12 protein-coding genes are annotated in these 13,910 nt (G+C 76.5%); 9 read left to right on the top strand and 3 right to left on the bottom strand.

All coding sequences use genetic code 11. The annotated features are described in order from the left end of the window. Positions 1-38: 38 nt before the first annotated feature. Positions 39-1,319 (bottom strand): alpha-hydroxy-acid oxidizing protein, encoded by a 1,281-nt coding sequence (locus tag DQ237_RS10155; protein WP_113799758.1) that lies wholly within the window; start codon positions 1,317-1,319, stop codon positions 39-41. A gap of 246 nt (positions 1,320-1,565) precedes the next feature. Here DQ237_RS10155 and DQ237_RS10150 point away from each other — a divergent pair, with 246 nt between their 5' ends. From DQ237_RS10150 to DQ237_RS10110, 9 genes are all read left to right on the top strand, one after another. Next, positions 1,566-2,564 (top strand): hypothetical protein, encoded by a 999-nt coding sequence (locus DQ237_RS10150; RefSeq protein WP_113799756.1) that lies wholly within the window; start codon positions 1,566-1,568, stop codon positions 2,562-2,564. 129 nt (positions 2,565-2,693) lie between these two features. Further along, complete coding sequence (locus tag DQ237_RS10145; protein WP_240619551.1) at positions 2,694-3,104, top strand: MarR family winged helix-turn-helix transcriptional regulator; 411 nt, start codon at positions 2,694-2,696, stop codon at positions 3,102-3,104. A gap of 98 nt (positions 3,105-3,202) precedes the next feature. Then, positions 3,203-4,693 (top strand): HAD-IIIA family hydrolase, encoded by a 1,491-nt coding sequence (locus DQ237_RS10140; RefSeq protein WP_113799752.1) that lies wholly within the window; start codon positions 3,203-3,205, stop codon positions 4,691-4,693. Next, a complete protein-coding gene (locus tag DQ237_RS10135) occupies positions 4,690-5,712 on the top strand; it encodes a glycosyltransferase family 9 protein (protein WP_113800097.1) in 1,023 nt (340 codons plus the stop codon). Before DQ237_RS10140 ends, DQ237_RS10135 begins: the two co-directional genes overlap by 4 nt. Beyond that, positions 5,709-6,689 carry a glycosyltransferase gene (locus DQ237_RS10130; protein ID WP_113799750.1) on the top strand — a complete coding sequence of 327 codons (981 nt, stop codon included), beginning with the start codon at positions 5,709-5,711 and terminating at the stop codon, positions 6,687-6,689. Before DQ237_RS10135 ends, DQ237_RS10130 begins: the two co-directional genes overlap by 4 nt. Beyond that, complete coding sequence (locus DQ237_RS10125; RefSeq protein ID WP_113799748.1) at positions 6,686-7,900, top strand: glycosyltransferase; 1,215 nt, start codon at positions 6,686-6,688, stop codon at positions 7,898-7,900. Before DQ237_RS10130 ends, DQ237_RS10125 begins: the two co-directional genes overlap by 4 nt. Then, complete coding sequence (locus DQ237_RS10120; RefSeq protein WP_240619550.1) at positions 7,897-8,637, top strand: SIS domain-containing protein; 741 nt, start codon at positions 7,897-7,899, stop codon at positions 8,635-8,637. The genes DQ237_RS10125 and DQ237_RS10120 overlap by 4 nt, the downstream gene beginning before the upstream one ends. Continuing rightward, positions 8,634-9,992, top strand: coding sequence for a D-glycero-beta-D-manno-heptose 1-phosphate adenylyltransferase (gene rfaE2, locus DQ237_RS10115; RefSeq protein ID WP_113799746.1), 1,359 nt, complete (start codon positions 8,634-8,636; stop codon positions 9,990-9,992). Before DQ237_RS10120 ends, rfaE2 begins: the two co-directional genes overlap by 4 nt. Further along, positions 9,992-10,939, top strand: coding sequence for a glycosyltransferase family 9 protein (locus DQ237_RS10110; protein ID WP_113799744.1), 948 nt, complete (start codon positions 9,992-9,994; stop codon positions 10,937-10,939). Before rfaE2 ends, DQ237_RS10110 begins: the two co-directional genes overlap by 1 nt. 28 nt (positions 10,940-10,967) lie before the next feature. On the opposite strand, the gene DQ237_RS10105 is transcribed toward DQ237_RS10110, so the two are convergent. Together DQ237_RS10105 and DQ237_RS10100 are read right to left on the bottom strand one after the other, a co-directional pair. Continuing rightward, entirely contained in the window at positions 10,968-12,554 is a 1,587-nt protein-coding gene (locus DQ237_RS10105) for a substrate-binding domain-containing protein (protein ID WP_240619549.1), read from the bottom strand. A gap of 158 nt (positions 12,555-12,712) precedes the next feature. Next, positions 12,713-13,702 carry a UDP-glucuronic acid decarboxylase family protein gene (locus DQ237_RS10100; RefSeq protein ID WP_113799740.1) on the bottom strand — a complete coding sequence of 330 codons (990 nt, stop codon included), beginning with the start codon at positions 13,700-13,702 and terminating at the stop codon, positions 12,713-12,715. Positions 13,703-13,910: the final 208 nt, after the last annotated feature.

The raw sequence follows: 13,910 nt of genomic DNA, 5'->3' as shown, positions 1-13,910 counted from the left end.
GCACTTTCCGCCCGGGCGGAAAGTGCACGAAACGCCCGTCAGGGGATGCGGCGGAGGATGTCGGGGGAGAGCTGGTCGACGGCGGTGTGCCCGGTGAGGCCCAGCGTCAGGTCGAACTCGCCGACGACGTCCTCGATCACCTGCCGCACCCCCTGCTCACCCGCGAGGGCCAGCCCCCAGGCGAACGGCCGGCCCAGCAGCACCGCCGTCGCCCCCAGTGCCACCGCGGTGAAGACGTCGGCGCCGCTGCGGATCCCGCTGTCCAGCAGCACCGGCGCCCGCCCGGCGACGGCCCCCAGCACCTCCGGCAGCGCGTCCAGCGCCGAGATCGAGCGGTCCACCTGCCGGCCGCCGTGGGTGCTGACGACGAGCCCGTCCATGCCCTCGTCCAGCGCCCGCCGGGCGTCGTCGGGGTGCAGCACGCCCTTGAGCAGGATCGGCAGCTTCGTCCGCGAGCGCAGCCAGGCGAGGTCCGCCCAGCTGATGGAGGGCCGCGAGTAGATGGCCAGGAAGGTCTCGACGGCGGCGCGCGGCAGCGGCGAGCGCATGTTGTCGCGGAAGTTCCCCGGCCAGGCCTTCGCCATCGTGACCAGCGCCTTGACCGCGGCCGGGGTGGGCCGGGGCTGCGGCTCCCGCGGACCGCCGGCTGCGGCGCGCTCCTCCACCAGCCGGCGGAAGACCGGGTCGGAGGTGTACTGCGCGATCCCCTTGCCCAGCGCGAAGGGCAGGTGGCCGAGGTCCAGGTCGCGGGGGCGCCAGCCCAGCATTGTGGTGTCGAGGGTGACCACCAGCGCTTCGCAGCCCGCGGCCTCCGCGCGCCCGATCAGGCTCTCGACCAGCTCGTCGGAGGTCGACCAGTACAGCTGGAACCAGCGGGGGGAGTCGCCCATGGCGGCTGCGCACTCCTCCATGGACCGCGAGCCCTGGTTGGAGAAGACCATGGGGACGCCGGTCGCCGCCGCCGCCCGCGCCACGGCGAGGTCGGCCTCGGCGTGCACCAGCTCCAGGGCGCCGACCGGGCCCAGCAGCAGGGGAGCGGGCAGCCGGCGACCGAACAGCTCGACGGAGGTGTCGCGCACGCCGGCGTCACGCAGGACCCGGGGCACGACGGCCCACTTGTCGAAGGCCGCCCGGTTGGCCCGCTGGGTCGCCTCGTCCCCGGCGCCGCCGGCCACGTACGCGTAGGCGCGGGCGTCGAGCACCCGCTTCGCCTTCTCCTGCAGCCGCCGGATGCCCACCGGCACCGCCGGGGAGTGGCCGAACACCCCGGCTCGGTAGACCTCGTTCTGCCGCCGCCGTCCCGCACCCGCTTCGTCCACGCCGCCACCGTAGTGATCGCGCTCTCATCGGCGGAGCCGGGTAGCCGCTCGGTGGTTGACCGGTGACCGTCCGGGGAACGAATTCCCGACACGCCGTACGACACGCACGACACGCGCGTAACGGGCTAGCAACGAAGCGTCACTTCCTGCATCATCTGGAACTTCAGTGCACCGAAACGGGGGGTTGGGCTGAGCACCGAGTTCGAGCGCAACGCCGAACCGACGTCGTCGGCTCGGCCGGGTCGCGTGGCCCTCTCCGCCGGTGTCGTGACCGGCTTCTTCCTGGTGCTCATGGCCGCCGCCGGTCCGGCCGCGGCCATCGACGACCCCTCGCGGCCGCACGCCCGGGTGACGCAGGGACCCAGCTGCCAGCCCGGCGGCATCGTCGTCGAGCTGACGGGTGGCACGGCGGCCTGGACCGTCCGGCTCGCCACCACCCGCACGCCGGCCGGCGAGGACGAGGCGGTCCTCGCTGCCGGGGGCAGCGCCGTGCTGGAGACCGGCGACGTCGCTCCGGGCGAGACGATCGACCCGCGGCTGGAGTTCACCGCGCGCGACGGCTCGGGGACCGCCTACGTCGACGAGCTGGCCGACTACACCCTCACCCGACCCACCACCGAGGACTGCCAGGCGGCGACGAACCCGCCGGCGAACCAGCCCACGACCCCGCCGGCCACGCCGTCGGCCACGGTCGAGCCGACCACCCCCAGCTCCTCTCCGGGCACGAGCACGGGCCCCCGGTCGACGACCCCGTCGAGCTCGGCCCGTCCGACGACCGGCGCGACGACGAACGCCCCCTCGCGCACGTCGGGCCCGGCCGGCGGGGCGACCGCCGGGCGGCCCGGCACCAGCCAGGTCGCGCCGGGCCAGAGCGTGACCCTGCGCGGCGCGGGCTTCCTGCCCGGCGAGCGGGTGGACGTCCTGCTGCGCGGCACGGAGACCGTGATCGCCACGGCCACCGCCGACCCCGAGGGGCAGATCGCCGTGGACGTCGAGATCCCGGCGGCCGCCGAGGCCGGACCGGCCACGCTCGACCTGGTCGGCGCGGACTCCGCCGTCTCCACGGGCGTGCAGCTCCAGGTGGCCGCCGCCGGGGAGGCCGCTCCGGGTGCCGGGAGCGCGGTCTCGCTGGCCTCGCTCGTCGCCGCCGCGGTGGCCCTCGTCGGGGCCACGGGCGGTCTGGTCTCGGTCGCCGGGCGGCAGCGGACCGGCCGCCGCGGACGCCACGCCGTACCGACCGGCTGAGCGGTTTCGGCGTCCCCCGATCAGGGGAACCCGGCCGGCGTGCCACGGTCCGAGGACGCGCTCGCGCGTGGTGTCCCCAGGGACGCCGCCACTCTTCCCGGAGTCGCCCCCCGCCCCGCCGAGACGTGGTTGCGCATCGTCCAGGTGCACGACCGCATCACGCGGCGGGTCGACTCCGCTCTCCACCGCCACCACGACCTCTCGCTCACCGGCTTCGAGACGCTGCGCCGCCTCGCCGAGTCGCCGGGCGAGCGTGCGTCGATGGGCGACGTCGCCGAGGCGGTCGGGCTCTCCCGACCGGGGGTGACCAGCACGATCAGCCGGCTGGTCGCCCAGGGGCTCGTCGTGCGCGAGCGGGGCGACGGCGACCGGCGGTTGCTGCACGCCCGGCTCACCGCCGCGGGGAGGCAGCGGGTCGCGGCGGCCGCCGCCACGCACGACGCGATGGTGACCCACCTGCTCGGCCTGCTCGGTGACGACGCGGGGGTGGTCACCGACGCGCTGGCGCGGGTCTCCGCCGCCACGCGCGACCGCCACTGACGGCCCGACCTGCGACGTCGTCCCCGCGTCGGATCGGCGGCGCGGAAGCTTCAAGCCCGTAGTGTTTCGGCGGAACGGATACGGGCACGGACGCGATCATGCTCGCGCAGGTGACGGTGGTCGTGCCCACGATCGGGCGCCCGTCGCTGGACGTGCTCCTCGACGCACTGGCCGCCGCACCCGGGCCGCGCCCCGCCGAGCTGATCCTCGTCGACGACCGCCCGCACGGTGCTCGGCTGGAGCCCGAGCGGCCGGGGCTCCCGCCGGTCCGCGTCGTCCGCACCGGAGGCGGTGGGCCCGCCCGCGCGCGCAACCTCGGCTGGCGCACGGCCCGCACCGAGTGGATCGCCTTCCTCGACGACGACGTGGTGCCCGACCCGGACTGGTACGAGAAGCTCGACGCCGACCTCGCTGCGCTGCCGGCCGACGTCGCGGGCAGCCAGGGCCGGGTCCGCGTGCCACTGCCGGCCGACCGCCGCCCCACCGACTGGGAGCGCGGCACCGCCGGCCTGGCCACCTCCAGCTGGATCACCGCCGACCTCGCCTACCGCCGCGCGGCGCTGGCCGCGGTCGGCGGCTTCGACGAGCGCTTCCCCCGCGCGTTCCGCGAGGACTCCGACCTCGCCCTGCGGGTCATGGACACCGGATCGCGCCTCGTGCGCGGGGAGCGGTGGATCACCCACCCGGTGCGGCCCACCGACCGCTGGGTCAGCGTGCGGGTGCAGGCCGGGAACGCCGACGACGTCCTCATGCGGCGGCTGCACGGCCCCGACTGGCGCGACCGCGCCGACGCCGCGCTCGGCCGCCGGCCGCAGCACACCGCCGTCACCGCGGCGGCGCTGGCTGCTCTCGGGCTCGCCGTCGCCCGCCGCCCCCGCGCGGCGCTGGCCGCGGCCGCCGCCTGGGCCGCCGGTACCGCGGAGTTCGCCTGGCGGCGGATCGCGCCCGGTCCGCGCGACCGGGCAGAGGTCACCACGATGGTCGCCACCAGCGCGGTGATCCCCCCGCTGGCCACCTGGCACTGGCTCCGTGGCGTCGTCCAGCACGTGGGGGTGCCCCGGTGGCGCGGGCTGCCGGACCTGGTGCTGTTCGACCGCGACGGCACGCTGGTGCACGACTTCCCCTACAACGGTGACCCCGACTGGGTCCGGCCGGTCGACGGCGCGAGGGAGGCGCTGGACCGGCTGCGGGCGCGGGGCGTGCGGGTCGGCGTGGTCAGCAACCAGTCCGGCGTGGCCCGCGGGCTGATCACCCGCGAGCAGGTCGAGGCCTGCATGGCCCGCCTGGAGGAGCTGCTCGGCCCGTTCGACACCGTGCAGTACTGCCCGCACGGGCCCGAGGACGGCTGCGCCTGCCGCAAGCCCGCCCCCGGCATGGTGAAGGCCGCCTGCGCCGAGCTCGACGTCGACCCGGCGCGCGTCGTCGTCATCGGCGACATCGGGGCCGACGTGGAGGCCGCGGCCGCCGCCGGCGCGCGAGGGATCCTCGTGCCCACACCGGTCACCCGCCGCGAGGAGGTCGACGCCGCCCCGCAGGTCGCGGCGAGCCTCCCCGGCGCCGTCGACGAGGTGCTGGGCGGCCGGTGGTGACCCGCACGGTGCTCGTCGCGCGGCTGGACAACGCCGGAGACGTGCTCCTGCAGGGCCCGATGGTGCGGGCCATCGCGAACGGCGCCGACCGGGTGGTGCTCCTCGCCGGCCCGGCCGGTGCGGCGGCGGCCGGGCTGCTCCCCGGCGTGGACGAGGTCTGGACGTGGGCCTGCCCCTGGATCCTCGGCGACCCCCCGCCGGTCGATGTCGAGGACCTCGCGGTCCTCGGTCGGCGCCTGCGTGCCCTGGCGCCGGACGAGGCGGTGATCTCCACGTCCTTCCACCAGTCGCCCCTGCCGCTGGCGCTGGTGCTGCGCGCCGCCGGGGTCCCGCGGATCTCCGCGATCAGCGTCGACTACCCCGGCGCGCTGCTCGACGTGCGGCACCAGCTGGACGACGACCTCCCGGAGCCGGAGCGGGCGCTCTCGCTGGCCCGCGCGGCGGGGTACGAGCTGCCCGCCGGCGACGACGGGCGGCTCGCCGTGCGCCGCCCCCTGCCGCCGGTCGACCACGAGCCCGGGGGCCCTGATCTGTCGCCCGGATACATCGTGCTGCACCCCGGCGCCTCCGTGCCCGCCCGCGCCTGGCCCGCTCAGCGCTGCGCCGAAGCGGTCGAGGCCCTGGTCGACGCCGGCCACCGGGTGCTGGTCACCGGTGGCCCGGCCGAACGGGAGCTCACCGCGTTCGTCGCCGGCACCCGCGGCGTGGATCTGGGTGGCTCCACCTCGCTGCCGGAGATGGCCGCGCTGCTCGACGGGGCCGCGGCCGTCGTCGTCGGCAACACCGGGCCGGCGCACCTGGCCGCCGCCGTCGGGACGCCGGTGGTCTCGCTGTTCTCGCCGGTCGTCCCGGCGCAGCGGTGGGCGCCCTACGGCGTGCCCACCGTGCTGCTCGGCGACCAGGACGCCCCCTGTGCCGGCACCCGTGCCCGCGAGTGCCCCGTGCCCGGCCACCCCTGCCTGTCGTCGGTGAGCGCAGCCGACGTCGTCGCCGCCGTCGAGAAGCTGGTGAGTGCGTGAAGGTCCTGCTCTGGCACGTGCACGGCTCGTGGACGACGGCGTTCGTCGAGGGCCGGCACGAGTACCTGCTGCCGGTGGTCCCGGATCGAGGCCCCGACGGGCTGGGCCGCGCCCGCACCTGGAACTGGCCGGCCTCGGCCCGCGAGCTGACCCCGGAGCAGCTGCGGGAGGAGCAGCCCGATGTCGTGGTGCTGCAGCGGCCCCGCGACCTGGAGCTGGTCCGCGAGTGGCTGGGCCGCGAGCCCGGGCGCGACCTGCCCGCCGTCTTCCTGGAGCACAACGCGCCGGGGCTGGAGCCCGGTGACGGGCCGGTCCCGCACACCCGGCACCCGATGGCCGACCAGGGCGACATCCCGATCGCCCACGTCACGTACTTCAACCAGCTCTTCTACGACAACGGTCGCGCGCCGACGACGGTCATCGAGCACGGGATCGTCGACCCCGGGGAGCGGTACACCGGCGAGCTGCCGCACGCCGCCGTCGTCACCAACGAGCCGGTCCGGCGGGGCCGCACGGTCGGCGCCGACCTGTTGCCCGGGCTGGCCGCGGCCGCGCCGGTCGACGTCTTCGGCATGGGGCTGTCGGGCCTGCACGAGCAGTACGGCCTGGACCCGGCCCGGGTCACGCTGTTCGACGACCCGCCCCAGCACGCCATGCACGCCGAGCTCGCCCGCCGCCGGGTCTACGTGCACCCCGTCCGCTGGACCTCGCTCGGGCTCTCGTTGCTGGAGGCCATGCACCTGGGCCTGCCCGTGGTCGGTCTGGCCACCACCGAGGTCGTGGAGGCGGTGCCGGCCGAGGCCGGGTTCCTCTCCACCCGGCCCGACCGGCTGTGGACCGCCGTCCGCGAGTTCGTGCACGACGAGGACGCCGCCCGGCTGGCCGGCAAGGCTGCGCGCGCTGCCGCCCTGGAGCGCTACGGACTGGACCGCTTCCTGCGCGACTGGGACGCGCTCCTGGAGGAGGTGACCCGATGAAGATCGACCTGGTCAGCGAGCACGCCAGCCCGCTCGCCGCCATCGGAGGGGTGGACGCCGGCGGGCAGAACGTGCACGTCGCGGCGCTGGCCGCCGGCCTCGCCCAGCGCGGGCACGAGGTCACGGTGCACACCCGCCGCGACGACGCCGCGCTGCCCGAGCGGGTCGTGGTGCAGGACGGCTACAACGTCGTCCACGTGACCGCGGGCCCCGCCGAGGCGCTGCCCAAGGACGAGCTGCTCCAGCACATGCCCGGGTTCGCCCGCGTGCTCCGGCACCACTGGGCCGCCGCGCCGCCCGACGTCGTGCACGCGCACTTCTGGATGAGCGGCCTGGCCTCGGTCGAGGCCGCGGCCGGGCTGCTGCGACCGGTCCCCGTGCTGCAGACCTTCCACGCCCTCGGCTCGGTCAAGCGGCGGCACCAGGGCGACGCCGACCCCTCGCCAGCAGAGCGGATCGACCTCGAGCGAGGGCTGTGCCGCGACGTGGACCACGTCGTGGCCACCTGCTCCGACGAGGTGTTCGAGCTGCGCCGGCTGGGCCTGCCCAGCGACCGCGTGTCGATCGTGCCGTGCGGCGTCGACACCTCGGTGTTCACGCCCCGCGGGCCGGTCGCGCCGCGCTCCGAGCGCCGGCGGCTGCTGGTGCTGGGGCGGATCGTCGAGCGCAAGGGGCACGACGACGCCGTGCGCGCGCTGCGCGCCCTGCCCGGCGCCGAGCTGGTGGTCGTCGGCGGCCCGCCCCTGGACGCGATCGACGCCGACCCCGAGGTGCGGCGGCTGCGCGCCGTGGCCGCCGACGCCGGGGTCGCCGATCGCCTGGTGTTCACCGGTGCGGTGGCCCGCGCCGACGTCCCGGCCTGGATCCGCTCGGCCGACGTCGTCCTCGCGGTGCCGTGGTACGAGCCGTTCGGCATCACGCCGCTGGAGGCCATGGCCTGCGGGCGGCCCGTCGTCGCCACCGCCGTCGGCGGGCTGCAGGACTCCGTCGCCGACGGGGTCACCGGGGACCTCGTACCCCCGCGTGACCCGGCGCGCCTCGGCGAGGTGCTCGCCGCTCTGCTGGCCGACGAGGAGCGCCGCGCCGCCTACGGCGCGGCCGGCGTGCAGCGGGCTCGTGCCCGCTACCGCTGGAGCCGGGTCGTCGCCGACACCGAGAACGTCTACCGGCAGGTCCTCGCCCGCCGCCGCCCCGTGGAGGTCGCCCGATGAGCATCCCCCCGCACACCTTCCGCGAGAACGTGGTCGCGCAGGACCCGGCGCTCGGGGGCGTCGCGCAGGACCCGGCGCTCGGGGGCGTCGCGCAGGACGTCCCTGCGCCGGACACCTGCACGCACCTGACCGGCGCCGACCACGTCGCCTCGCTGACCGCCGCCCTGGCGTCGCTCAACGGCCAGCTCGGCGCGCTCGACCGGTGGGGGAAGCTGCTGGCCGACGTGCTGTGCGCGGAGTCCCGCGGCCGGCTGCTCGCCGCCGGCAACGGGGGCAGCGCCGCGCAGGCCCAGCACCTCACCGCCGAGCTGGTGGGCCGCTACCGGGCCGACCGGCCGCCGTTCTCCGCGATCTGCCTGACGGCGGAGACCTCCTCGCTCACCGCGATCGCCAACGACTACCCCGCCGACGAGCTCTTCGCCCGGCAGGTCGAGGCGCACGGCCGCCCGGGGGACGTCCTGGTGCTGCTCTCGACCTCCGGCCGCTCGCCGAACGCCGTCGCCGCTGCCCGGCGCGCTCGTGACTGCGGCATCACCGTGCTGGCGATGACCGGCCCGGCGCCCAACCCGCTGGCCGCCGTCGCCGACGACGCCGTGTGCATCGACTCCCCGTGGACGGCGACCGTCCAGGAGTGCCACCTGGTCGCCCTGCACCTCGTCTGCGCCGCGTTCGACGAGGCGGTCCTCGCCGAGCCGTCGCGCGTGCCGACAGGGCCGGCTCTCGGGGCGGCCCGGTGAAGCCGCTGGTGGTCGTCGGCGACGCGCTGCTCGACGTCGACCTGGTCGGGTCGGCCTCCCGGCTCACGCCCGACGCGCCGGTGCCGGTGGTCGAGGACATCGAGCGGCGGGAGCGCCCGGGGGGCGCGGCCCTGGCGGCGGTCATCGCGGCGGCCGCGGGGGCGCGCGAGGTCGTGCTGGTCGCGCCGATGGACTCCGACGAGGGCGCCGACCGGCTGCGCGCGCTGCTCGCCGGCCGGGTGCGGCTGGTCGAGATCCCGGCGACCGGGGGCACCGCGGTCAAGCAGCGGGTTCGGGTGGGCGACCACTCCGTCGCCCGGCTGGACAGCGGCTCACCCGTGGCCGGCCTGGGCGCGCTGCCCGACGAGGCCGCGGCCGCCATCCGCGACGCCGCCGCCGTGCTGGTGGCCGACTACGGCCGGGGGACGACGGCAGCACCCGACGTGCGGGCGGCACTGGCCGCCGCGCGCGGACCGGTCGTCTGGGACCCGCACCCGCGCGGCGCCGACCCGGTGCGCGGCGTGCGCCTGGTGACCCCGAACGCCGCCGAGGCCGCGCGCGTGGTGCCCGGCATCCCCGGCGAGGGGCTGGCCGCGGTGGGTGCGCGGGCCGAGGCCCTCATCGCGCACTGGGGCGTGGGCGCGGTCGCGGTCACCATGGGTGCCCGCGGGGCGCTGCTCTCCTACGGCTCGGGCGCACCGATGGTGGTGCCCGCCGTCCCGGTCACCAGCGGCGATCCGTGCGGCGCCGGCGACTCCTTCGCCGCGGCCGCCGCGCTCGCGCTGGCCGGCGGCGCGGTGACCGGGGAGGCGGTCGCGGCCGCCGTCGCCTTCGCCGGAGCCTTCGTCGCCCGTGGCGGCGCCACGGCCTGGGACGCCGACGCCGACGAACCGGACGCGGTGGCCGCGGCCGGCGCCGAGGAGGTCATCGCCCGGGTGCGGAGGGCCGGCGGCACCGTCGTCGCCACCGGGGGGTGCTTCGACCTGCTGCACCCCGGGCACGTGGCCACGCTGCGGGCGGCCCGCGGGCTGGGCGACTGCCTGGTGGTCTGCATCAACTCCGACGACTCGGTGCGCCGGCTCAAGGGCCCCTCGCGCCCGCTGGTCAGCGCGCCGGACCGGGCCCGCGTGCTGGAGGCGCTGGAGTTCGTCGACGCGGTGGTGGTCTTCGACGAGGACACGCCGTCCGCGGTGCTCGAGCGCCTCCGCCCCGACGTGTGGGCCAAGGGCGGCGACTACGCCGGCGCCGACCTGCCCGAGGCCGAGGTGCTGCGTACGTGGGGCGGGCAGGCCGTCGTCCTCCCGTACCTGGACGGCCACTCGACCACCGCCCTGGTCGAGCGCTCGCAGCTCTGATGGGCGATCCGGGTGCAGCACGCCCCACGGCGGTGGTCCTCCGGCCGCTGGGGCTGGGAGACCTGCTGACCGGCGTGCCCGCCATCCGGGCGGTCCGCGCCGCGGTGCCGGGTCACCGGCTGGTGCTCGCCACGACCGAGGCCCTGCGCCCGCTCGCCGAGCTGATCGACGCCGTCGACGAGGTGCTGCCGGCCCGCGAGCTGGAACCGCTGGACTGGGCCGGGCCGCCACCGGAGCTCGCCGTCGACCTGCACGGCAAGGGGCCGGCCTCGCACGCGATCGTCGCCGCTGTGCACCCGGGGCGGCTGCTCACCTTCGCCAGCCCCGGCTACCCCGGCCCGACCTGGTACCCGGGAGAGCACGAGGTCCGGCGCTGGTGCCGGCTGGTCTCCGAGGGGCTGGGTGTCGAGGCCGACCCCGACGCGCTCGACCTCGCCGTCCCGCCCGTGCCGGCACCGGTGACCGGGGCGTCGGTCGTGCACCCCGGAGCGGCCTACCCCGGACGGCGCTGGCCGCCCGACCGGTTCGCCGCCGTCGCCCGCCACCTCGCCGACGCCGGTCACGACGTGCGGATCACCGGCGGGCCGGCGGAGGTGGAGCTGGCCCGTGCGGTCGCGTCCGCCGCGGGGCTCCCGGACGACGCCGTGCTGGCCGGGCGGACGACGTCGACGGAGCTCGCGGCCGTCGTGGCAGCGGCCCGCCTCGTCGTCTGCGGGGACACCGGGGTCGCGCACCTGGCCACCGCCTACCGCCGTCCCTCGGTGGTGCTCTTCGGGCCGGTCTCCCCGGAGCTGTGGGGCCCGCCGCCGCGCCCCCAGCACGTGGTGCTCTGGCACGGGGACGGCACCGGCGACCCGTGGGGCACCGAGCTGGACCCCGCGCTCGCCGCGATCACCGTCGACGAGGTGACCGCAGCCGTCGACGCCCTCCCGACCCCGGGCGATTAGTGCACTTTCTGCCCCCGGGAGGGAGGGGTCAGCCGCGCTTGCGGAGGGCGTCGAAGAGGACGGTCTGCAGGTCGTTCTCGTCGACCGCCGAGTAGGCACCGCCACCGGTGGCCGCGGTGATCCGCTCGAGCGCACCGAGGTCGGCGTCGGGGCCCAGCGCGATGCCGATGACCTTCACCGGGCGGTCGGGGTCCTTCTCGGCCTCGAGCGTGCGCACCAGCTCCTCTATGCCGATGCTGCCCTCGTCCTCGTCCTTGCCGTCGGTGATCAGCACGACGCTGCTCACCGCCCGCGGGTCGAAGTCGGCGCGGGCGGCGCGCACGGCGGCCAGCGCGGTGTCGTACAGCCCGGTGCCGCCGGGGGAGAGCCGGCCGGGGATCGTGTCCAGCTCGGCCTGCAGCTTCTCGCGCTGCGGCTCGCCGTTCGCGTCCGCGTCGAGAGCGCGGATCGGCTCGAGCTCCACCCAGTCGGCGTCACCGTCGAGCCGGCGGGCGAACACCCACAGCCCGATGGCGGAGTTGTCCGGGAACAGCGACAGCGCGCTCTTGGCGGCGTCGCGGGCCAGCGTGGCCCGGTTCCCCTCGCCGACGGGGGCCTCCATCGACTTCGAGACGTCGAACACGGCGAGCAGCCGGGACGGCGCGGCGAGGCTCGACAGCCGGCCGAGCAGCTCCGTGACCGAGGCCGGCTCGAGCGGCATCGCCTGCGGCACGCCCTCGGTGATGCCGGAGTCCCCGCCGGCGCGCGGCGGGGCATCGCCCTGCGGGCCGCGGAAGCCGGCATCGCGGACGGCGACCTGGGCGTCCTCGGAGAGCAGCCGGCGCACCACGGCGTCGACGGCCTTCTTCGCCTCACCCGACGGCGAGCCCACCCGCAGCACCGGGTAGTCCAGCGACGGGGTGCCCTCCGACGGGTAGACGGCCACCAGGTTGTGGTCGGTGGACTGCCCGTTCGCCGCGTAGACCTCCTGCTCGCTCACCGGGACCAGCGGGGCGTCGGCGTCGTCGGTACCGCCGGCGGCCAGCGCCTCGGCGGGGGAGGGCACCGCGCTGCGGGCCGCTGCGAGCACCGCCTGGACGACGGCGTTGTCCGCGTCCTCGTCCCCGCCCAGCGCGGCGCGCACGGCGGCCAGCGCCGACAGGCCCTCGGCGCTGGCGGCCAGGTCCGGCACCGCGAGCGGGCGGCCGGTGCTCAGCGCCTCGCTCCACGACGGTGCCCCGGACGACCAGCCGAGCTCCTCGACCGCCGACCGGCTGGTGGCCAGGACGACGGGGGAGAGCGCCATCGAGCCGGCCGACTCCAGGCCCGCCGCGTCGGTGCGGGCGGTCCACAGCGAGGAGTCCGGCACCCACACGTCGGGCAGCGCGTCGGCGTCGAGGGCGCCCAGGTCACCGGCGGTCTGCAGCGGCTCCTGCGCGGTGACCACCGGGTCGACGCAGAGGTCCTCGTCCTTCGCGACGTCGGACAGCAGCTCCTCGGCGAGGCCGCCGAGCTCCGGGGCGACGGTCACGTCGACGGTCGTGCGGTCGCCGCAGCCGCCGGACGTGGCCCACCAGATGCCGCCACCGAGGAGCAGCAGCACTGCGAGGCCTGCGGCGAGGAGGACGGGGGGCACCGGACGGCGCGTGGCTGTGGGATCGGCGTGGCGGCCCATGCTCGCTCTCTGGATCGACTCGGGGTGGGTGCGGCTCCCCCCGAGCCCGCGCCGTCCAGATTAGAGCGGAGGACGTCCCCCTCGGTGTGACACCGGTCACCCGAGGTGACCGGCGCGCGTCACACAGCCTGGGCGCGCGCCGCCGACCGCTGGGCGGCGAACCACTCCACGGTCCGGCGGAGCCCGTCCTCCGAGCGCACCCGGGGGCGCCAGCCGAGCAGCTCCTCCGCCCGCGTGGTGTCCGGCCGGCGGACCTTCGGGTCGTCGACCGGGAGGTCGATGTAGTCGATCCGCGAGGAGGAGCCGGTCAGCTCCACGATCCACTCGGCCAGCCGGAGCATCGACAGCTCGTCGGGGTTGCCGATGTTGATCGGCCCCGCCTGGTCGGAGAAGGCCATGGCGAGGATGCCGGCGACGGTGTCGTCGACGTAGCAGATGGAGCGGGTCTGGGAGCCGTCGCCGGCCACGGTGAGCGGGCGCCCGTCGAGGGCCTGGCCGACGAACGCGGGGATGGCGCGGCCGTCGTCGGCGCGCATCCGGGGGCCGTAGGTGTTGAAGATCCGCACGATGCCGGTGTCGGTGCCCTTCGACGTCCGGTAGGCGGTCGTCATCGCCTCGCTGAAGCGCTTGGCCTCGTCGTAGACGCCGCGGGGACCGACCGGGTTGACGTTGCCCCAGTACTCCTCGGTCTGCGGGTGCTGCAACGGGTCGCCGTAGACCTCGGAGGTGGAGGCCAGCACGTAGCGGGCGCCCTTCTCGTGGGCCAGCCCCAGGGTGTGCAGGGTGCCGAGGCTGCCGACCTTGAGCGTCTCGATCGGCATCTTCAGGTAGTCGATCGGGCTGGCCGGGGAGGCGAAGTGCAGCACCAGGTCCACCGGGCCGGGCACGTGGACGAAGTCGGTGACGTCGCAGCGCACCAACCGGAAGCCGGGGTGCTCCATGAGGTGCAGGACGTTCTCCGGGGAACCGGTGAGGAAGTTGTCGAGGCAGACGACCTCGACGCCGCGGTCGAGGAGCTGCTCGCAGAGATGCGATCCGAGGAAGCCGGCACCGCCGGTGACGACCGCCCGCCGGATCGTGCGTGCCTCGCGCAGCGGGCCGGTGGCCATGGCAGTTCCTCCTCGCCCGCGCGCCCGTGCGGACGCGCTCGGCGGCCCTCCTACCCGCCCCGGGTCGGCACACACACTTCGGCCGCGAAGTGTCGGCGGCCCGGACGGACGACAGCGGGCCGCCGGCTCCCGGAGGAGACCGACGGCCCGCCGTCACGACCCTGTCCAGCGGCTCACCCGAGCGTGCGAGGGGCGAGGAGGACGGGGT

Origin of the sequence: Blastococcus sp. TF02-8 (genome assembly GCF_003319175.1) — a bacterium.
Taxonomy (GTDB): domain Bacteria; phylum Actinomycetota; class Actinomycetes; order Mycobacteriales; family Geodermatophilaceae; genus Blastococcus.
The sequence above is the reverse complement of the archived record's forward strand: the minus strand, read 5'-3'. Positions and strand labels throughout refer to the sequence as shown.